This is a genomic window from Hyphomicrobium sp. 01T421 (assembly GCF_056398805.1).
Window position 1 is genome coordinate 2560832 of record NZ_JBFTQC010000001.1, and the last position, 19920, is coordinate 2580751.

The 19920-nt window shown below is 58.4% G+C and carries 17 protein-coding genes and 1 tRNA gene; 10 read left to right on the forward strand and 8 right to left on the reverse strand.

The features are described 5' to 3' along the window. Nucleotides 1–11: 11 nt before the first annotated feature. A complete protein-coding gene (locus tag AC1DK3_RS11845; protein WP_477192395.1) occupies nt 12–1202 on the reverse strand; it encodes an iron-containing alcohol dehydrogenase in 1191 nt (396 codons plus the stop codon). Further along, entirely contained in the window at nt 1199–2311 is a 1113-nt protein-coding gene (locus AC1DK3_RS11850; RefSeq protein ID WP_477192396.1) for an alpha/beta hydrolase, read from the reverse strand. Before AC1DK3_RS11850 ends, AC1DK3_RS11845 begins: the two co-directional genes overlap by 4 nt. A gap of 327 nt (nt 2312–2638) precedes the next feature. Here AC1DK3_RS11850 and AC1DK3_RS11855 point away from each other — a divergent pair, with 327 nt between their 5' ends. From AC1DK3_RS11855 to AC1DK3_RS11885, 7 genes are all read left to right on the forward strand, one after another. Further along, on the forward strand, nt 2639–3400 hold the full coding sequence (locus AC1DK3_RS11855; protein WP_339082311.1) for a GntR family transcriptional regulator: 762 nt from the start codon (nt 2639–2641) through the stop codon (nt 3398–3400). Beyond that, entirely contained in the window at nt 3390–4448 is a 1059-nt protein-coding gene (locus tag AC1DK3_RS11860) for an ABC transporter substrate-binding protein (RefSeq protein ID WP_477192397.1), read from the forward strand. Before AC1DK3_RS11855 ends, AC1DK3_RS11860 begins: the two co-directional genes overlap by 11 nt. A gap of 82 nt (nt 4449–4530) precedes the next feature. Continuing rightward, complete coding sequence (locus AC1DK3_RS11865) at nt 4531–5619, forward strand: ABC transporter ATP-binding protein (RefSeq protein WP_477192398.1); 1089 nt, start codon at nt 4531–4533, stop codon at nt 5617–5619. A 1-nt stretch (nt 5620) separates the two neighbouring features. Further along, nucleotides 5621–6532, forward strand: a complete 912-nt coding sequence (locus AC1DK3_RS11870) for an ABC transporter permease (RefSeq protein WP_477192399.1) — start codon at nt 5621–5623, stop codon at nt 6530–6532. An 8-nt stretch (nt 6533–6540) separates the two neighbouring features. Then, nucleotides 6541–7335, forward strand: coding sequence for an ABC transporter permease (locus AC1DK3_RS11875; RefSeq protein ID WP_477192400.1), 795 nt, complete (start codon nt 6541–6543; stop codon nt 7333–7335). Continuing rightward, nucleotides 7336–8667 carry a glutamine synthetase family protein gene (locus AC1DK3_RS11880; RefSeq protein WP_477192401.1) on the forward strand — a complete coding sequence of 444 codons (1332 nt, stop codon included), beginning with the start codon at nt 7336–7338 and terminating at the stop codon, nt 8665–8667. It abuts the gene before it with no gap. Nucleotides 8668–8692: 25 nt separating this feature from the next. Next, nucleotides 8693–10195, forward strand: coding sequence for a flavin-containing monooxygenase (locus AC1DK3_RS11885; RefSeq protein WP_477192402.1), 1503 nt, complete (start codon nt 8693–8695; stop codon nt 10193–10195). Between the two features lie 248 nt (nt 10196–10443). Here AC1DK3_RS11885 and maeA read toward each other — a convergent pair whose 3' ends face one another. The 5 genes from maeA to AC1DK3_RS11910 all read right to left on the reverse strand — a co-directional run bounded on the left by maeA (nt 10444) and on the right by AC1DK3_RS11910 (nt 16401). Then, nucleotides 10444–11400 carry an oxaloacetate-decarboxylating malate dehydrogenase gene (gene maeA, locus AC1DK3_RS11890; protein ID WP_477192913.1) on the reverse strand — a complete coding sequence of 319 codons (957 nt, stop codon included), beginning with the start codon at nt 11398–11400 and terminating at the stop codon, nt 10444–10446. Next, the gene (locus tag AC1DK3_RS11895; RefSeq protein ID WP_477192403.1) at nt 11282–12112 is read right to left on the reverse strand and encodes an NAD-dependent malic enzyme; all 831 of its coding nucleotides are present in this window, start codon (nt 12110–12112) and stop codon (nt 11282–11284) included. The genes maeA and AC1DK3_RS11895 overlap by 119 nt, the downstream gene beginning before the upstream one ends. A gap of 485 nt (nt 12113–12597) precedes the next feature. Then, a tRNA-Gly gene (locus AC1DK3_RS11900) sits at nt 12598–12671 on the reverse strand. Nucleotides 12672–12763: 92 nt separating this feature from the next. After that, entirely contained in the window at nt 12764–15385 is a 2622-nt protein-coding gene (locus tag AC1DK3_RS11905) for a YadA family autotransporter adhesin (RefSeq protein ID WP_477192404.1), read from the reverse strand. Between the two features lie 407 nt (nt 15386–15792). Beyond that, nucleotides 15793–16401, reverse strand: a complete 609-nt coding sequence (locus AC1DK3_RS11910; RefSeq protein WP_477192405.1) for a hypothetical protein — start codon at nt 16399–16401, stop codon at nt 15793–15795. A gap of 267 nt (nt 16402–16668) precedes the next feature. Here AC1DK3_RS11910 and AC1DK3_RS11915 point away from each other — a divergent pair, with 267 nt between their 5' ends. After that, nucleotides 16669–16980 (forward strand): hypothetical protein, encoded by a 312-nt coding sequence (locus tag AC1DK3_RS11915; RefSeq protein WP_477192406.1) that lies wholly within the window; start codon nt 16669–16671, stop codon nt 16978–16980. Between the two features lie 75 nt (nt 16981–17055). Here the strand turns inward: AC1DK3_RS11915 and mscL are convergent, their stop codons facing one another. Further along, nucleotides 17056–17439: a large-conductance mechanosensitive channel protein MscL gene (gene mscL / locus AC1DK3_RS11920; protein WP_477192914.1), complete on the reverse strand. Its 384-nt coding sequence runs from the start codon at nt 17437–17439 to the stop codon at nt 17056–17058. 307 nt (nt 17440–17746) lie between these two features. On the opposite strand from mscL, the gene AC1DK3_RS11925 reads away from it, so the two are divergent. Both AC1DK3_RS11925 and AC1DK3_RS11930 read left to right on the forward strand, forming a co-directional pair. Continuing rightward, a complete protein-coding gene (locus AC1DK3_RS11925; protein WP_290991841.1) occupies nt 17747–18007 on the forward strand; it encodes a DUF4212 domain-containing protein in 261 nt (86 codons plus the stop codon). An 8-nt stretch (nt 18008–18015) separates the two neighbouring features. Beyond that, nucleotides 18016–19854, forward strand: coding sequence for a solute symporter family protein (locus AC1DK3_RS11930; RefSeq protein ID WP_477192407.1), 1839 nt, complete (start codon nt 18016–18018; stop codon nt 19852–19854). Nucleotides 19855–19920 lie beyond the last annotated feature (66 nt).

The following is a 19920-nucleotide window of genomic DNA, read 5'->3' on the forward strand; positions in this document are numbered from 1 at the left end:
TCGTTTGCGGTTCATGCAACCTTTCGAACTGTTCCTGAGTGCATTTCACCGAGAAGCTCTCGGACGTTTTCTTCAGTTAGCGGAACCGGATTCGTGCCTGCGGTCGGATCAACGACCGCGAGCCTTGCGATATCTCCAAATTTCTCCTTCTCGACTCCCAGATCGGCGATCGTCGCGGGGATACCTATCTCTGATCTCAATTCGAGGATCCAGTCGTTGATGGCTCGCACGGCCGAACTGCCCGACTTGCCGTCGGAAAAACCGAGGTAAGCGGCTAGGCGCTGCATTTTCTCACCAATGGCCGGAGCATTGAAAGCGAGGACATAGGGCATCACCACGCCGTTGGTCAGTCCGTGATGCACGCCGTAGATCGCGCCGATGGGATGGCTGACGGAGTGGACAGCGCCTAGGCCTTTCTGGAACGCAGTTGCGCCCATCGCTGCCGCCGACATCATCTGACCGCGAGCCTCGATGTCATCTCCAGCGCGAACCGCGCGGGGCAAATAGTCCTTCACAAGGCGCACGGCTTCCATCGCGATCGCATCGGCCATCGGATGATAACTCGGTGCGCAAAAAGCTTCGATCGCATGTGATAGGGCGTCCATGCCCGTTCCGGCGGTTAATGAAGGTGGCAAGCCCACGGTCAGCTCGGGATCGAGGATTGCGATGCGAGGCAACATCGTGGGATGGAAAATAATTTTCTTTACGTGGTTGTCGGCGTCGCTGATGACGGTGGCCCGTCCGACTTCCGAGCCGGTTCCCGCCGTTGTCGGGATCGCAATGATGGGCGCGATAGCTTCCGCGGAGGCGCGCCGCCAATTGTCGCCAATATCTTCGAAGTCCCATACCGGCCTCGATTGGCCAATCATGAGGGCAACTGTTTTGCCCACGTCGAGGGCGCTTCCACCGCCAAAAGCAATCACGCCATCGTGTCCGCCCTGACGATAGGCCGTCACGCCATCCGCGAGATTGACCGAGGTCGGATTGCCCTGCAGCGCATCGAAGACGCGGGCCGCGATCCCGGCGTCCTGCAAGGAGGCCAAGGCTGAACGCACCATTGGAAGGTTTGTGATGCCTGGGTCGGTGACGAACAACGGCCGGGAGATGTCAATCTCCTTACACGCCGAAGCCAGTTCGCCAATTCGACCAGGACCGAACCAAACCTTGGTGGGGTAGCTCCAGTTCGCATTCGCAATCGTCATCTCTCGATCCTTCTTTCGTGTGCGGTTGTTTGCATGTTTGCAGAAATGGCTTTGGCAATTTCGATCAGCGCATCACGCGCGCGCGGCACTCCGCCCGACATCGCCGTGAAGGCGTGTGGCAGCGACGGATAGTCGAGTGTCTTGACCGGATTGCCTTCCCGCGCGAGACGCTGCGCGAACGCAATGCCTTCAGGACGCAGCAAATCATTGCCCGCGTGGACCATTATCGCTGGGGGCAAATTTGCGAGGCTTGTAGCGCGGCTGACCGAGCACCTAGGATCGTCGGCATCTGTTGGAGCGCTGGTATATTGGTCCGCGAACCAAATCATGTCGTCACGGGATAACGGGTAATTGCGATCGTATGGAGTGACCGGCATTGCGCGCCGGTCCATATCAACCACCGGATAGATGAGGAGTTGCATGCATGGCATAGGCTCGCGCCGATCGCGCAAGCAAAGCGATGCTGCGATGGCAAGGTATCCTCCCGCCGAATCGCCACCGATCGCAACGCGGTCTGGGTCCGCGCCGATGCGATCAGCCGTTGATCGAGCCCAGCGGAACGCCGTCAAAACGTCTTCCACTGCCGCCGGAAAGGGATGTTCGGGAGCCAGCCGATATCCAACGGACAACACGAGCCAACCGCTGTACTCTGAAAGGAGGCTGCACGCGGTATGGCAAGTTTCAAGATCGCCGAGCACACAGCCGCCAAAGTGGAGATAGATCAACAACGGCTTTCGACCGGTGCGCTCGCCCTTCGGCCGGTAAAGACGGGCGGGAAGCGCGGTAACTGGTCCATCGATCGCAAGTTCTGTGATCGAGATCTGCCTAGATGCGGGCCCTTCCAACAAAGATAGCGACAGAAATGCCGGCTTCCTGCGGTCCTCGACCGTGTCCCCGCTCGACCTGGCGAAGCGCTTCATAATCCAGGCGTGGATGCCTGCTCGCGGATCTATCCCCCGCATCTGGCGGGCAAGCGATGTGAACCGGAAAAAATAGGAGATCATCGGGAGCGCTGCTTGGAATCCGCACCGCAGCATTTTCCAACTTTTTTTATTCCAGCCATCCGGATCGTCGGCGAGAATGCCGTCGGCTTCACCTGAGACCGCCATGCTTTTGCGCCTCAAGATCTGAGCGATCGGTTAGGCCGCCCGATCACACGGAGCCTTTGTGCGTGCATCTTATTCAACAATCAAAGGGTCATTTCAGCTTCTCGGACCGACGATCACACGAACGCGATCAGGCGATCATTTCCTGCTATACAGGTATATTAGCAGTATATTGTAGTCGTCAATTCGCAAGTTATGGCCGTAAATGCGCTGATTTTTGATGCAGTGCAGCGCTGGAAATTCGAGCGAATTTCCTGCTAAAAAATATTGACAATATATTCCTGAGAGGCCTTACTGCCGCGATCTTGGATTTCGCGATCGAGGGTTTTTGTGCCCAAAAAGAGAGAACCGTTTCGACTGCCCCAGGCCGAGGGTGAGCGAGAGACGCAAGCCACACAGGCTTATCACGCAGTTCGCGCGATGATCCTTCGCTGCGAGCTTCAGCCCGGCTCGGTGATTAACGATCGTCTTCTTACTGAAAAAATCGGCTACGGCCGCACACCGCTGCGCGAAGCATTGCTTCGGCTCGCGGGCGAAAGGCTCGTTCTCTTCCCGCGCAACCAGGTGATCGAGGTCGCGCCCGTCGAGGTTTCGGAAGTCAACAACCTCTACACTTTGAGGCTTCATTTGGAGCGGCTCGCGTGGCGGCTTTGGCTGGAATCGGCGTCCAGCAAGCAGATCAGCGATCTGTCCCACACCTTCGATAGCGTGCCGGCGCTTACGCGGGAAGGCGATGTCGAAGGCCTTCTTCATCTCGATTTTGCGTTTCATGTCCGGGTCTATCAGGACTGCGGCAATCCTTTTCTGACCCAGGCGCTCTATAATCTTTCGGGCCTCACGTACCGCCTCTGGTTCATGACCAACACCAACGACGTAAAGGCGCAGGCCGCGACGGCGCGCTCTCATGGTCCGATTATCGAAGCGATCCGGCGACGTGACGCTCGCGCCCTCGACACGGAGATCGCGCGTCACATCTCGGAAGCCTACGACGCCATCATGAACAAATTCCGTGTCAACACGGTGAGCCGGATTGGCGAAATACCCATTCAACTGCTGACGAAGGAGGAGAGTAATGGACTGCGTGACGCGTAGATTACACCGTCTGGTTACGGCCGCGGTTGTTGGAAGTTTTGCATTCTCCAGCTCTGTGATGGCCGGGGGACAGCTAACTGTTCTCTGTTGGGAGGGGTATGCGGACAAAAGCTTTGTCGAGCCCTTCGAAGCCGAGTCCGGCTGCAAAGTGAATGCGGTCTATGTCGGCACGAACGATGAGATCGTATCGAAGATCATGAGCGGCGGCGGAACCGCCGATCTCATCTCGCCATCCAACGACACGACCATGAGGCTTGTGAGCGCTGATGCCGTGTCGCCTATCGATGAAAGCAAAGTTCCAAACTTGGCGAACTTTCTCCCGCAGTTTAAGCGGCCGGCGTGGGATGTGAAGGACGGGAAGCTTTGGGGAGTTCCTTACGGATGGGGCATTATCCGCGTCATAGCAGACCCTGCTTTCGTCGATCCGAAGACGGATACCCTCGGCTTCCTCTGGGACTCGAAATACGCAGGCAAGCTCTCTGTTTGGGACGATATCGAGACCGTCTACACCGCTTCGCGTTATCTCGGATTCAAAAACACGTACGACCTGAGCGACGAGCAGCTCGAGCAAGTCAAGGCCAAGCTCATCGCGATGAAGCCGAACATCCGCAAATACTGGTTCACGACCGGCGAGATGGGTACCTTGATGGCCACCGGCGAAGCGGTCGGCGGAAATTCGTGGGAGTCCACAATCGTTCAGCTGCGGACCGACGGCAAGAAGGTCGCTGATCTTATGCCGAAAGAGGGCCGGGGAGGCTGGAGCGATAGCTGGATGATCGTCAAGGGAGCCGAAAGCAATCCCTGCGTCTATCCGTTCCTCGATTACGTGTCTTCGGCGAAAGCGCAAGCTCTGGCGCACAAGGTCACGGGCTTCGGCTACCCCAATGTCAAAATGGTCGATGAGCTCGATGAGAAAACCAAAGCGGCCTATACCGAGCTGGGTATGACTGACCCCGCGACGCTTACCAACATTGATTGGTGGCAGCCGGTGAAGCGCCGAGCAAAGTATCTCGAAATTTGGAACCAAGTGAAGGCGGCAAGCAAGTAACTGCTGTTCGTCAGAGGACGTTAGCGCCGCGAGAGGCGTGCCCGTTATTCCAAGCCACTAAGAGATAGGACCTTTGGGTGCGATGACTGTTGGAATTGAACTTCGAAATCTTCGCAAACTCTTTGAAGGTCACGGGCACGCTTCTTGGGCAGTTGACGGCGTCGACATGACGATCGGGGCCGGTAAATTCGTCACTCTTCTCGGACCCTCCGGGTGCGGGAAGACGACGACATTACGAATGATTGCCGGTCTTGAGATGCCGACGTCAGGGCAGATTTTTCGAGACGGCCAGGACATCACAGATCAGCCGGTCACCGACCGCGATATGCGCATGGTGTTTCAAGATTTTGCGTTGTTCCCGAACATGACGATCCAGGACAACGTCGCGTTCGGCCTGCGCGTCAAGAGCAAGAGGGGCAAGTATACGGAAGCGCAGATTCAGCAGCGGGTCGCTGAGTTTCTTGATCTCGTGCATCTCAAAGACCATGCACACAAGAAGCCCCATCAGCTCTCTGGCGGCCAGAAGCAGCGGGTTTCGCTGGCACGCGCGCTCGTCACCGATCCAAAAGTTGTTCTATTCGACGAGCCGCTCGGATCGCTCGATGCCAACTTGCGCAAGATTATGCAGCTCGAGCTCATTCGCCTGCATCGCGAACTGAACAAAACATTCATCTATGTCACGCACGACCAGGATGAAGCGATGGCGATGAGCGATGCCATCGCGGTGATGTCGCAAGGAAAGGTCATGCAATTTGGCACTCCACGGGAGATCTATGATCGCCCGGCCAATCGTTATGTTGCGTCCTTCATCGGGCACGCGCACATCGTGGACGCGACGATTGAGAGTCAACAGCCGGACTCCGTGACGGTCCGTCTTCGCAACGGAGATCGTGTCGGATTGCGTGGCAAAGCGGAGGCGGCACCCGGAAGCGCAGTCGGTCTCATGCTTCGTGCGGAAGATCTCGCATTCGCGGATGCCGCCGCCGATACGATCGGTGGAACGGTCGTCGATAGCCTCTATCGCGGCGAATATGTCGAGTATGTCGTCGCATTGAACGGTAACTCGGGCGTCGTTCACGTCCATGCTCGCACCGACCTGCCGCCGGTCGCGCATGGCTCAGCCGTAGCGCTGAAGGTGAATCCAGCCAAAGCCCACGTTGTGGTGCATTGAGATGACGGCGATTGAACAGCCTTTCGAGCTTAAGAGAACCAGCATCCGCAGCGCCCGTGCGATTGAACGGCGTCGGCTCTTTCTTTGGCTGCTGCCACCGTTGGCATGGTTCACGGTCTTCATGCTGATCCCATACGCCACGCTGCTCTACACGAGCCTTGGGCATGTGGACGACATGCGGTTCATTCCCGGATTGTCACTCGACAATTTCGTGCGCGTTTTCACGGTGGATCCCTACCTCAGCGTCATCATCAAATCGGCTCGGATCGGTTTGATGACGGCCGTCTTTTCCTCGATCGTCGCCTATCCACTGGCCTTCTATCTCGCTTTCCACGTTCGGACGCAGCGGCTGAAGTTCCTCATTTATCTTCTCGTGATCGTTCCATGGTGGGCCAGTTATCTCGTCAAGGCATACGCCTGGAAAACGATCCTCGGGTCGGGCGGCATACTCAATGTCGGGATGCAGAATCTCGGCCTAGTGCACGAGCCCGTGCGTTTGTTCCTCTACAATGAATTCAGCGTGGACATGACGCTGACGTACATCTTCACGCCATTCGCAGTCCTGTCGATCTACGCGCAGCTCGAGAGGGTGCCGACATCTTTGATCGAAGCCGCCCGCAATCTCGGTGCGGACGGCTGGATGATCTTCTGGCGCATAATCCTGCCGATCAGTGTTCCCGGTGTAGTGGCGGGAGCGATCATCACCTTCTCGCTGGCGTTCGGCGATTTCGTCGCCCCGGTTCTCGTCGGAGGGCCAGACTCCGTGATGATTTCCAACGTGGTCATCAATCTTCTCGGCGTGGCTTTTGACTGGCCGTTGGCTGCTGCAATCGGCTTGGTGATTATTACGCTCGGCCTCCTGCTCATCTCGGCGTCGGGATGGCTGGAAGAAAAAACACAAACTCGGTTTTGAGAGATCTCATGCGCGCTTTTGGCAATCGTTCACTTGTGACCGCATTGGCCATGTCGGTGCTCGCATTTCTGTACGCGCCGATCTTGGTGATGATGGTCTTCTCGTTCAACGACAGCCAGTATACCGGGTTGCCGTTCAATGGATTCACGCTCCGTTGGTACGGAGAACTTTTCCGGGACGAACAAATGCTGATGTCCATCTGGAACAGCATTTATGTCGGCCTCGGCGTCGTTGCCATCAGTGTTCTCTTCGGCCTGCCGGCGGCTATCGCGCTGGATCGATACGAGTTCCCGGGGAAGGGTGTGTTTCGACGCATCGTAATGTTGCCGATCGTTCTTCCAGGCATCATCACGGGTATCGCCCTTCTTGGGTTTTATCTCACGATCCACCTGCGCCTTTCGTTGCACACGATCATGCTCGGCCAGGGCACGGCGCTGATGTGTGTTACGATCACGGAGGTGTTCGCGCGACTTCAGCAGCTGGGCAAAAGCCAAGCGGAAGCAGCTGCAAATCTCGGTGCCAACGACTGGGAGATCTTTAAGAACGTAACTTTCCCGGGCATCCGCTCGGCATTGTTTGGCGCGATGTTGATCGCGTTCTCGATTTCCTTCGACGAAATCGCCGTGACGTTCCTGCTCACTGGACGAGACAATACCCTCCCGATGACATTGTGGTCTCTCCTGCGCCGCGAGGTGACTCCGGAAGTAAATGCCGTCGCCACGCTCATTGTCTTTCTTTCGATCATCTTGATCGTCGCCGGAATGTATTCTTCGCGTGGGCACGCGAATGAACGGGAGGCCTGAATGAACATCGAAGAAGTCCGCGAACTGATAACGAGCGAAAAGATCAACACAGTCATCATCGCGGCGACCGACGCGGCGGGCGTTCTGCGCGGTAAACGATTGACGGTTCCCTATTTTTATCACGCCATTGAGGACGGATTGCACTTTGCATCGTTTCTTCTGGGAACGACAACGATGGACGAAGTGCTGCCAGGGCTCTTTGACACCGGTATCCCAGACGTCAAAGGCATGATCGATCTACCGACGTTCCGCGTCGCGCCATGGGAGGCGAACACAGCGATCGTCTTCATGGACTGGGCAACGCCCGAAGGATCGCCCCATCCGCTTTGTCCGCGTTCCATGCTCAAGCGCAAGGTGGCTGAAGCCAAGGCGATGGGCTTCAGTTCCAGCGCCAGCCTTGAACTCGAGTTCTACTTGCTGCCGATTTCCATGGCGGAAGTCCGCAAAGGCCGATGGTCCGATATCGAACCTGCCTCTCGGGATATTCACTGCTATTCAATTCTCGAAGGACATTACTGGGAGCCGATAATCGGAAAGCTACGCGAGTGCTTTCCAAACGAAATTGAAGGCTGCTTGCCCGAATGGGGGCAAGGACAGTTCGAGGTGAACCTGCATCACTCCGATCCGGTGAAAATGGCAGACACCTCGGTCATGCTCAAGCTGGCGACGAAGCAGATTGCGTCTCAAGCAGGGTCCATGGCGACGTTCATGGCAAAGTTTCGCGAAGATTTGTCGGGATGTTCGGGCCACATCCACATGAGCCTCCAAAAGACCGTCACCAAGGAGCCCGTATTTTTCGACGCGGATAAGCCGCTCCGTCTCAGCGACACGTTCAAGAACTTCGTGGCCGGCAACATCGACGTATTCGCGCCCTCGATGATTTTTTATGCGCCGAACGTGAACTCCTACAAGCGCCTGCAATCGATGACGTTCGCTGGAACGACGCGAAACTGGGCTATCGATAATCGCACGACCGGTTTCCGCGCGATAAACGCAACACCGCGAAGCACGAGGCTCGAAGTCCGCATGGCGGGTGCAGACGTCAATCCCTATTACGGGTTATCGATTGCGCTTGGGTCGGGATTGCGCGGCATTCGCCTTGGCCTGATCCCTCCGCCGCCGTCCAGCGGGAATGCATACGACGAAAATGTGGACAAGGTGCCCTCGACCCTCTCAGCAGCCGTCCGATGTGCCGCATCGGACAAGGGCATTCGAGAGGTGCTTTCGCCTGAGGTCGTCGACAACGCTCTCCGCATCGCTGATTTCGAGCTGGGCGTATTCGAGCGAACCGTGACGGACCTCGAGCGGCGCCGGTACATGGAAACCGTCTAGGCCGATCTTCACACAAGAAAGCGAAATGCCAATGGAAACGATGACCCAGAAGGGGCAGGCGGATGATGTTCAGTATTTCGACGTCATCATCGTCGGCGCCGGCATTTCCGGCATCGGCAGCGCCCACCAGCTCAAGAGGGACTGCCCCGAATTATCCTACGTTCTTCTTGAGACGCAGGAGACGTTTGGGGGAACTTGGCATACGCATCGCTATCCCGGTGTGCGTTCGGACAGCGATCTGTACACCTTCGGATACAGCTTTAAGCCTTGGGTGGAGTCACCAATCGCCACTGGCGAGAGAATCCTCACCTATCTGACTGCCGTGGTTCAAGAGGACGATCTCGAGCGCCATATCCGGTATCGTCACCGCGTCATTTCGGCGAATTGGGATAGCACGGCCAAGCGTTGGGATCTCGTCGTTCGCAACGAGCAAACGGGTGAAAATCTTGCGTTTGCGACCAACTTCCTTTGGATGTGCCAGGGATACTATCGGCACGAGGAGGGCTATACGCCGGATTGGCCGGGGATGGACGACTTCAAAGGCCAGATTGTCCACCCGCAGACATGGCCATCCGACATCGACTACGCCGGCAAGAACATTCTGGTGATTGGCTCCGGCGCTACCGCAGCGACGCTGATACCGGCGCTTGCCGAGAAGGCAGCGCACGTGACGATGCTCCAAAGGTCGCCAACTTATTTCAATCCCGGAACCAACGCGGACGCGCTCGCGGATCAACTGCGCGCGTTGGAAATCGACGAGAATTGGATCCACTCCATCATCCGGAAAAAGCTTCTCAAGGAGCAAGAGGGAAGGCTTCTGCGCGCCCAGAACGAACCCGATGTCGTTGCGAAAGAAATGATATCCGCTGTCGCAGCGAATCTTGGGCCGTCAGTCGATGTCGCGGAACACTTCACACCCACTTATCGGCCATGGCAGCAGCGTGTCGCATTCATACCGGAGGGCGACTTCTTCGAACCGTTTCGCGCGGGCAAGGCGTCGATCGTCACCGACATCATCGACCGGTTCACACCGGAGGGTGTGCGATTGCAATCCGGCAAAACGCTCGAAGCGGACATCATCGTCACGGCAACGGGCTTCAGCCTTTGCGTTTTGGGGGACATTGCGTTCTCCAAAGACGGTACGCCCTTAAACCTCGCCGATACGGTCACGTATCATGGCATGATGTTCACTGGCGTTCCCAACCTTGTGTGGGTATTCGGATATTTCCGCTCGAGTTGGACACTGAGAGTGGAGTTGATCGCCGACTTTGTGAGCCGGCTTCTGAAGCACATGCGGCTCGTCGGGCGAGAAATGGTAACCGTCGAGCTGCGGGATGAAGATCTCGGCGATCCAGCGTTGCCATGGATCGATGATCAGAACTTCAACCCTGGCTACCTTATGCGCGACATTCATTTGATGCCGAAACGTCTCAACAAGCCGGAATGGCAGCACACGCAGAATTATTTCGCCGAGTGCATCCGGTTCCCCCAGATCTGCTTCTCAGACGAAGTGTTTCATTTTTCCTGAACCAAGGCATTCTGCTCCTACATCGCCGGACGCGATTTCAATTCTTTGTTGCGCTTGCTCTGTTCACAAAGTGGACCTCTCGGGAGGACAGCGACTAGAGAGCTGTGAGTTACGTCGCTCCTAGCGCTTCGCTGAAGCCGTTGGGTGCCATTCCGTCGGCTAGGCGTAACCGAGCCCGCAGAAGACAAAATCAGTGCCCCCGGGGGGTGTGCGGCCCGGGGGGAGGAGCCCGAGCCACGGGGGCAGGATCAGTAGTAGGGCCTATAGAGCTGGGCTTCGATCCAACTCGGGATGTCCTTGGGTCGTGGCGCTGTGGCGAGCCCGCTATCGAACATGTACTCGGCAACCTTCACGGCAGTGCCGACCTCGACGGACTGAATGTCGGACTGCGCGGGATAGAGCCTGCCGAGCGCCTGTTGCGCCGGCGTGACTTGGTCAGCCAATGCTCGCGCAGCGACGATGAAGACCTGGTCGTTGATGCGGGTCGGGCGGGCGGCGTAGGCAGCCAAACCGACGGCGGGGAAGATGTAGAAGTTGTTGGCCTGACCGGGATGGAAGGTCTTGCCGTCGATGTTCACGTCGGGGAACTGGACGCCGGCCGCATATAGCGCGCAGCCATTCGACCACCGGTAGGCTTCCTCCGCCGTGCATTCCGCCTTCTCGGTCGGATTCGAAAGCGCGAAGATAATCGGCCTCGTGTTGAGGCGGCTCATGGCTCCCACAACCGGCTGATTGAACGCGCCGCCCGACGTGCTGACGCCGATCAGCGCTGTAGGCTTGAAGGTCTCGATAGTCTCGACGAGATCTGTCGACGGTTTAGCCGGATGAGCATAGACCTGCTGCGACGGAGAGAGATCGTTGCGGCCGGGTTCGATAAGTCCATGGATGTCGAACAGTGAGATCCGCTTGCGTGCTTCCTCGATGGAAAGTCCTTCCTGGACCATCGCCGAGACGATCAGGTTGGCAATGCCGATGCCGGCTGAGCCGGCGCCGAGGAATAGAATGCGCTGATCTGAGATTTTGCCGTTGAGAATCTGCAGGGCAGTCTCGAGGCCAGCCAGAACTACGCTTGCGGTGCCCTGAATATCATCGTTGAAGCAAAGCACCTTGTCGCGATATCTCGCGAGCATGCGGATTGCATCCGTTCCCTTCCAGTCCTCGAAGTGGATGCAGCAGCCCGGGAAGACCTCCCTGTACCGCGTCAACGAATTCATCGGCGAACTCATCGAGTTCGGCATCCGATGGCGGGAGCTGGCGCAATCCTAGATAAAGCGGATCGGCGCGCAGCGCGGTATTGGTCGTTCCGATGTCGAGGAGAATTGGCAGCAGGGACTGCGGCGGCACGCACGCGCAGGCGGTGTAGAGCTGAAGCTTGCCGATCGGTATGCCCATGCCGTTGGCCCCAATGTCGCCAAGGCCGAGGATGCGCCCGCCTGTAGAAACGCAAATGAAGCGCACATCCTTTACCGCCCAGTTCCGGAGCACCTCTCGGATGCGCCCCTTGTGATGCAGAGAAACATACATCCCGCGGGCCCGGCGGAAGATCTCGTCGAACTTTGTGCAGGCTTCAGCAACTGTCGGATCGTACAAAATCGGGATGAAGCGGACGGGATCCGACATCACGACCTTGTAGAAGAGCGTCTCATTGCGATCATTGAGGCCGATGAGATAGATGTATCGCTCAAGGTCTGTTGTTTTGCCTTCCAGATGGCGCAGCGCGCGTGCAACCTGCCCATTAATATCCTCGACCGCGACAGGTAGCAGACCTTCAATCCCAAGCGCGGCGCGCTCTTCGTCCGTGAATGCCGTGCTCTTGTTGAGCGTGGGATCATGAAGCACGGAAGCACCCGAGCCCGGGGTCGCTTCGCGCTGCGAAGGTTTGACGTTTCTTAATGCAGACGTCGGTCCTTTGCCCATGGCTCCGGCTCCTTTGTTGATCTTTGACTGTCGCTGCTTTGTTTCAGCCCGATCAGCCGTACCGATCATCAATCCGAGCCCGAAAGTCATTAAATAGGACATTAGAATTTGAAAATAAAATTCATACTAATCACCGGAGCTCCGTGGCGATCATAGTTGCGGAGTTGGAATTTCCGACCGTCAAGCGACCAGTCAGATAAAAACTGAAGATCGAAATTGCGCCAGAAGATTTGGACCGGCTGACCTTTCCCAGGAAGTGCGTTCGAAAACACTTCAGACGGCTTGGCAAAAGCTGCCGTGTTTTGACTGATGCAGGGGGATACAACACTTGACTGCATGCCCCTACGTGAAGCGCACTGATTGAGTGCAGCACGCAAAACGTCGGAGATGGGGCGACGCGAACTAAAACAGCTCAAAAGCCGGAATGGACGGTAGTGGGTGAAGTCGGAATGGCAGCATGGATTGAGCTCAGCCATTTAAATCCGTGGAGCGGGCGAAGGGAATCGAACCCTCGTATGCAGCTTGGGAAGCTGCCGTTCTACCATTGAACTACGCCCGCAAAGCCCGTGTTTGCTGGACTCTTGCCCTGTTACTACACGATTTTCCAGGGCGTGCAAATGATGGCGGTGGCCGATAGTTCCCGCGGGCTCGTCACCAGGCCCACGAAAGGCCTGCTCGCCCGCCGAACACATTGCCGGAACCATAACTCATGTAGCTCGACCAACCGGAGCCGACGGAGCCGTCCAATGTAACCCGGTCTCCGGACTGGAAGCATCCCCGGCAGAGCACGCCGATCGCGCTGGCGGCGGCGCCGTTGGCGGAGCCGTCGAAGTTGCCCCAGCCGATGCGAAAGCCAAAGTTTTGCGCCGATGTCAGGGGCGGCGCTTCAGCGGCGAGAGCGATAGCAACACCGGCTTGCAGCCTGGATATCGTCCTGAATGTCGCTCCGTGATCGGAAGCAAGGTTGCCGCTCGCATCCGTCGTTGGGAGCTGCAGCAACCCATGTTGCCGCTGCATGCTCAAGTCCGACGTGATACCGGGCGTCGTGTACGTGTTTGATGCGTTACCGAACATTTGCTGGTCGGAAAGCAGCGCAACAGAGTTATTGCCCCAGGCGGCTGAACCAGCGGGCGTTGCACTGGCGCCAGTGCCGATAGCTATCGCATTTTCGCCCGTCGCCTGCGCCCCAGTTCCCATCGCAACTGCGTTGGTTCCTGTCGCGGCGGAGTTGCCGATTGCGATAGAGCTCAGGCCCGTCGCGCTGGAGCCCGGACCGTAGGCGGAAGCGTTTACAGCCGTCGCCTGCGCGCCGTTGCCGGTCGCGACGGCGTTCGTTGCTGTCGCATCGGAGTTGCCGATTGCGATAGAGCTCAGGCCTGTTGCGTTGGAGCCCGTGCCATAGGCGGAAGCGTTGGTGGCACCCGCAAACGCGCCTGCGCCTGTAGCGGTGCCGCCCGACGTACCGGCGGCGACAGTCGCGCCAACGCCGTTTGCGGTACCGCCAATCGTTCCGGAAACATTCGAGAAGGCACCCGCGGCCGTCGATCCGAATGAGAAATCGGCATTCGAGCCGGCGCCCATGGCCGTTGAGAACGCGCTGTCATCGGCGCTCGAGTAGGCTCCCACGGCCGTCGAACCCAAGCTGTCGTCAGAACTTGCGTGGGCACCGGTGGCGGTGGAGAGGACGCCGCTGGCGACGGACGACAAGCCGATTGCGATATTGCTGTCGCCTGTCGCGGTTGCGTCGGTTCCGATGGCCACCGCGTCGTTGCCGGTAGATGTGCTTCCTTCGCCGATCGCTACGTTGCGGACGCCGGTCGCCGTATTGTTATTGCCGCCGACGAAGTTGTTGGTGCCGGTTACCGCGTTTGCATTGCCGAGAACTTTGTTGTTGTTGCCGTCAGCAGCCCCGGGGCCTTTGACAGTATTATCGTTGCCGATCACCGAATTGTTGTTGCCGACGACGGTGTCGTTATTTCCGAGGACGCCGTTGCCGTCTCCGTCGACCGTGATCGGATCGCCGAGGACGGTATTGAAGCTGCCGTCGGTAATGGTGATGCCGCTGCCGACGACGGTGTTGTTGGCGCCAGTGCCCGAATTGTTCCCTTTGCCGATGGCGATCCCGTTGATGCCGGCCGCCGTCGATCCATCTCCGATTGCGACTGAGCTTGCGCCGGACGCGGTCGAGTCACCGACTGCAACCGACTTGCTTCCCGAGGCATCCGAGCCCGCGCCGATCGCGGTGGCGCCGCCTCCGCTAGCGTTGGCCGCGGTGCCGAGCGCCGTGTCGTTGGCATTGCTGGCGTTGGCCCCGTTGCCGATCGCGATAGCGTCTTTGTCTCCTGTCGTCGCCAGCGCCCCGCCGGTGCCTGCACCCGAAAGCGCGCCGCCGCCAAGCGTGATGCCGTCGGAGTAGTGGACGCCGTCCGGGTCACCGAGCCAGATCGCACCGTCGTGAGCTGAAATTCCCTGCGCAGCATGAACCTGATTGGCGTTGACATCACCACTGACGCTCAAGCCGCCATCAATGCCAACGTCGCCGTTGAATATGGAATCCCCGGTAACGTTTACGCCCCCATCCGTCACGGTCACTGTGCCTGTGAAGGTCGTGTCGCAGAGCGGCAGGTTTTCCGAGACATAGGCGTTGAGATTGGCTTGATCCTGCGCGAAAACAGCACCTGCAATCTGCGATGCGACTCCCGTCGCGTCCAAGGCAACGCCGGCTATATCGGCGGCCAATCCGATGGCATCTGCCGTCGAGGACCCGGCGAGGGCGAAAGCCGATCCGGCGGCGAACCCGAGACCGGGGGACGCCCCGACTCCGGTACCAACGAGTGGAACGTCGAGAAGCATCGCCGCGGCCGCCTCGGTGAGACCGCCCCCCATTATGCCGAACTCTATGGCGGCTGCGTCGGCCGCTGCCTGCTGTGCTGCGAGCCCGATGCCCGAAGCAGCGAGACCGGCGGCGGATGACCCAAGGCCGACGTAGTTGGCGGTGAGGGCTTGCTGGCCAAGACTGTTGATGGCCTTGGTATATTGCCACGCACAGCCACCTGCCCCGACGGTGGAGAGCTGAGGTGTGCTGGTGCTCACTGCGGCTGGTGTCGCCGGTGTGCCTGCCGGTGCGCTCGTATTCGGTCCGGCCGCAAAGGCCGGCATGGTTGTGGCGATGCCAAGCGCCGCAGCGCCGACCGACGAGATCACACGTCTGCCGCGGCCGAAATAGTGCACCCTGGTCGTCGATGCACTGCGATTACTGCTCGCCGTCCACATGACACAACTCCACAAACGCAACACACAATCCATCGGCGGTTGCGGCTTCGGGCAATAAACCGCCCGACCCCGCACCCGTCGCGAAGTTAACTAATTCGACGTATGTGGAATCCCCCCGGACTCCCGACTAAAAGTTCCTCAGCACGCGCATCTTGCTGCAGGCAGCAGACACTTTCGTCAGGTTTCCTGCAGTGAGCTGACGATATGCATTTTAAAAGTAGAATGACGTACAGTGAACGTATGAGACTTCAGTCAGCGGTCAAAACAATATCGCAGGAAAGTTCCGTTAATCGGTTGCGTCGTTGCAAATAAATCACTCGAATCGCCGAGTGCCGAAATTTGCTTTTTGACGTTGCGAATATAGCGAATGCCATATCGCGAATTAACGAGCCTTGTTGCGTTGCGAATTAAGGCTTCGAAGAATTCTGCTTCGCTTTTTTGGGTGTTTTCGCGCCGGCATCCTTGGCCGGTTGCGCCGGCGGCGGCGCAGGTGGCTTGATTTCGACCACGATGGCCGTCAGGCGCCACTGGCCGTCAATCGGCTGAAATCCCATATCGAATAGTACGCGCTCAGGTTTGGTATCGAGAAATCCCGTCGTTCTCAGGATGCCGTCATCCTGCAGCGCAGGTGGGCGTATCATGGTGGGATCGAAGAACAGGATCGGCGACAAATCGAGATTGCGTTGGCGCAGAGCGGAGAAGATTTCGGCGAGACGCGCATCTGAATTGATCGATTGGAATTGCGGCGTTCCGAGATCGCGCAAAACGGAATAGTTGCCCGTCTGGTTCGCCTGACTCAGCGCGATGAGCGTCGTTCGAATAAGCATATTGAGCTTGTATTGATCTGGAATCGCCGTTCCCCCCGCGTGCGGAGTGAGATCGATGGCGGGAGGAATGGGTTGCGCCGTCGCCTCGAGGGATGCCCCGGCGAGTGCCAGAATTATCGAAAGCTGGAATGCAATATGGGAAAGCGCGCGGTGCGTACGAGGTTTAGTACGTCGAAATATGCTCATCATGGCCAAACGTTATGTCACAGATCGCGAAGCAAGCAATCGAGCAGACATCGCCGAGCGTGTAACGGTTAATTCGATCCCGGTCAGCGCGCCGTACGCCATGGGGGATTGAACCCGCAATGCGTGAGACGTCCTGCAAGCGAGGGTGCGATTGCACCGCGTTTGAGCCTAAGCCGGGTCTAGGCTCCCTGCCGATCAGCCCGGCGGAATTTATTGGCGCCTTCGTTTAAGAAGCGTGATAATCATTCAGGACTTTCATCGGGGGGCATGATGAAGACGGTCACCGCAACTTTCTGCATCGCCGCTGTTGTTGCCGCGTGCTCGCTCGGCGCCGTCGCATACGCCGAGGATCTCGGCTCGGTAAGCGCTTCAAACCCTGGCCTAGCGGCGAATATCGATCACGATATCAAACGAGCTGCGGCCGGAGGCACCGTCGTCGATCCGGCTTCCAGTGATCTCGATTCGCGGATCAAAGACTTGGAAGCGACGCGCGCGGCCGGAGATCAGGGCAAAACTCCGGCGGTCAGCCTGAGTGTGAGCGGCTGGGTCAGCCAACAAGTGCAATACAACATCAAGCAATAGCTGGTCGACGCCGCGGGCGAGAGATCAGCGAGGCGCATTTGCATTGCGCTCGCTGAACCCGAATGCGTGGGCGGATTAGGTCGTTCTCTTTTCAAGAAGATCGCGAATTTCCTTGAGATAGATCTCGGTCGGCGTGGGGCCTGGAGGAGCCGCAGGCTTCGGCTTCTGGAGCATGTTGATGAACTTGATGAGAATGAAGATTGCGAATGCCGTGATGAGGAATTTGATAACGGCGTTCAGGAATATGCCGTATCTGATCAGAACGGGTTCGGTCGGCGTTGGGATCGCGACGGAAAGGTTCGAAAAGTCGACGCCCGCCAATACATAGCCGATCGGCGGCATGACGATATTGTCGACGAGCGTCGAAACGATCGGCGCAAACGCGGCGCCAATGATGACGCCGACGGCGAGGTCGATGACGTTGCCTCGCATCGCGAATTCTTTGAAATCATTCACTATGCCCATTGCGATGTCCTTCTCAGCTGATATTTCGGGACGGATTTTCCGCAATCATAATCCACGATCCGGGCTGTCGTCATGACGAGGCGAACACATGCATGGCGGCAGCCGAAGGTGGTGCGGAGCTGCAACGACTCGTATCGAACTTAAGGGATTGCGCCTGGTACGACAACGAGGCACGACAACGACGCGCCGGGGCGATTTGCCTATCGGATCGTTGGACAAAGACTGTGCCGGCCGGGCATAATGGCGGAAGCTCAGGACAAGTTTTGGGGGTCCGCCGAGCGGTAGGGGGAGATCCGGCCGAATGATCGAACGCAAGGAACGCAAGCCCTATTGGCGGCACACCAAATGGCAGGTTCTGGCGAGCATCATCCCGTTCATCGCCCTCGTTATCATTTTGCCACTTTATGCCGAGCAGTTGAACGCGAGCAGGTTTCTCGGTTTTCCGTTGGGGTACTTCCTTGCGGCTCACGGATTCTTCGTGGTCGCCCTCATTACGGTCGCGAGTTACGTCAATCGCCAAAATGCCATCGATCACTGGCATGGCGCCCATGAAGACATGTGAGGCGGAATATGGCGTTCGGCGCTCCCCGCGCGAGGGTGGTCAATCCTCGGCTCGGTACGTATTTCAGCATTTTCGCGGCGCTCTACACGGCGCTGTTCCTGCTCGTTTTGATTTTCGAGCAGCTTCGTCTCGATGATCATCTTCTAAGATTGGCGGTCCTCGCCGGACCCGTTCTCATCTACGGTGCGATGGGTCTCTCCGTTTCGACGAACGAGACGCTCTGCTTTTTCGCGGCGGGGCGGCGGGTGCCGGCAGCCTATACGGGGCTGCTGCTCGGCGCTTCGGCGCTGGGCGGGACTTTGATCGTTGCCGGTACCGGAATGTTCTTCTTTACCGGGTTCGATGCTCTCGTGCTGCTGATCGGCACGCTCACCGGCTTCGTCATCATGGCGATCGCGCTCGCGCCCTTCTACCGGAAGTTCGGCGCGTTCACCGTTCCGAGCTACCTCGGGCGGCGGTTCGAAAGCCGGGTGCTCAGGGTCGTGACGGCTGCCGTCGCAGCGGTTCCCATGCTTCTGGTTCTTTCTGCCGAACTTCAAATGGGCGGCAGCGTCGCTCAAAGGCTGGTCGGCGGCAGCGAGAACGGGCTCATCTGCCTTCTCGCGCTGACCATTGCAATCTCGACCATGGCCGGCGGCACTCGGTCGTCCACCTGGTCCGGAGTCGCGCAATCGATCGCGCTTTTTCTGGCGCTGCTTGCAGTCGTGACGACGGTCAGCGTCATCGTGACGAGCCTGCCCATCCCGCAGCTCGCGAACGGGCCGATGGTGCGCGGATTGGTGCGAAACGAGGTGAACGAAGGCTTGCAGCTGGTGAATGTCTGGCCGTTGGCCTTTCAATTGCCGCCCGACGGCTTCTCGTCGCTGACGAAGCCTTACACGCAACCATTCGGCGCGATCGGTCCCCTGGCCTTCATCATCGGAACGTTCGCCATCGCGACCGGCATCAGCACGGCGCCCTGGCTATTGCCGCGCGTGGCCGCGGCTCCGGGAGTTTATGAAGCGCGGAAGTCTCTCGGCTGGGCGACTGTCTTTTCGGGATTGGCACTTCTGACGATTTCGTCGGTCGCCGTCTTCATGCGCGATTTCACGCTCGACGCGGTGCGGGCGGAACGGCTCGGGCCATTGCCGCAGTGGCTGTTTCAAGCAGCTGCCAACCATTTCGTCGCCTTCGATCAGGCGGCCACACATCTCGGCTTCGAGGGCTTGAAGTTCGATCGCGACAGCGTGCTCTTCGCGCTTCCGGTTGCGGTCGGACTGCCTGCAACTTTCGTTTACTTTCTGCTTGCCGGCGCGCTCGCGGCGGCGCTCGTCACGGCTAGCGCCACGACTGTTTCTCTCGCCGCGGTGCTTGGCGAAGACGTTGTGCAAGGCATGTCCTGGGAGCCGCCGTCGGCGCAAAACCGCGTATGGGTCGTGCGCGCCTTCATCGCCGTCGTTGCCGGTTGTGGCGCTGCGCTCTCTATTGCCGCCCCGACCGATCCGTTGCGGCTCGTGCTGTGGGCGCTCTCCATCACGGGGGCGAGCCTCTTTCCGGCGATGCTGTTGTCGATCTGGTGGAAGCGGCTGACGGTCGGGGGAGCGATCGCCGGCGTTATATCGGGTTTCGTCGCGGCATCATTGGCCATTCTGATGAGCGAGATGGGCACGCTGTCGACGCCAAGCCCAATCGCCGGCATCCTCGGTCTTCCCGTTTCGCTCGGTCTTGCGCTGATGACGAGCTTGATGCGACCCGAGGCCAGCCGCCACGCGCTGTCGATTGTCCGGGATATGCGCGTTCCGGGTGGGGAGATCATTTACGATCGCGAGATGCAGCGGTTGCAGCTCAGGAAGCATGCCCGCACATAATTCCCCATGCACATCAGCGGGCACCATCGGGTAGGATGGTTCGAGCTTTTCCCAAGCTCAAGGGCC

Excerpts from the sequence above, each read along its gene's own strand:
- AC1DK3_RS11865 (WP_477192398.1), top strand. The coding sequence starts at position 4,531 with ATGACTGTTGGAATTGAACTTCGAAATCTTCGCAAACTCTTTGAAGGT.
- AC1DK3_RS11845 (WP_477192395.1), bottom strand. The coding sequence starts at position 1,202 with ATGACGATTGCGAATGCGAACTGGAGCTACCCCACCAAGGTTTGGTTC.
- AC1DK3_RS11880 (WP_477192401.1), top strand. The coding sequence starts at position 7,336 with ATGAACATCGAAGAAGTCCGCGAACTGATAACGAGCGAAAAGATCAAC.
- AC1DK3_RS11875 (WP_477192400.1), top strand. The coding sequence starts at position 6,541 with ATGCGCGCTTTTGGCAATCGTTCACTTGTGACCGCATTGGCCATGTCG.
- AC1DK3_RS11915 (WP_477192406.1), top strand. The coding sequence starts at position 16,669 with ATGAAGACGGTCACCGCAACTTTCTGCATCGCCGCTGTTGTTGCCGCG.
- AC1DK3_RS11910 (WP_477192405.1), bottom strand. The coding sequence starts at position 16,401 with ATGATGAGCATATTTCGACGTACTAAACCTCGTACGCACCGCGCGCTT.
- AC1DK3_RS11930 (WP_477192407.1), top strand. The coding sequence starts at position 18,016 with ATGGCGTTCGGCGCTCCCCGCGCGAGGGTGGTCAATCCTCGGCTCGGT.
- AC1DK3_RS11925 (WP_290991841.1), top strand. The coding sequence starts at position 17,747 with ATGATCGAACGCAAGGAACGCAAGCCCTATTGGCGGCACACCAAATGG.
- AC1DK3_RS11870 (WP_477192399.1), top strand. The coding sequence starts at position 5,621 with ATGACGGCGATTGAACAGCCTTTCGAGCTTAAGAGAACCAGCATCCGC.
- AC1DK3_RS11885 (WP_477192402.1), top strand. The coding sequence starts at position 8,693 with ATGCCAATGGAAACGATGACCCAGAAGGGGCAGGCGGATGATGTTCAG.
- AC1DK3_RS11905 (WP_477192404.1), bottom strand. The coding sequence starts at position 15,385 with ATGTGGACGGCGAGCAGTAATCGCAGTGCATCGACGACCAGGGTGCAC.
- AC1DK3_RS11895 (WP_477192403.1), bottom strand. The coding sequence starts at position 12,112 with ATGGGCAAAGGACCGACGTCTGCATTAAGAAACGTCAAACCTTCGCAG.
- AC1DK3_RS11850 (WP_477192396.1), bottom strand. The coding sequence starts at position 2,311 with ATGGCGGTCTCAGGTGAAGCCGACGGCATTCTCGCCGACGATCCGGAT.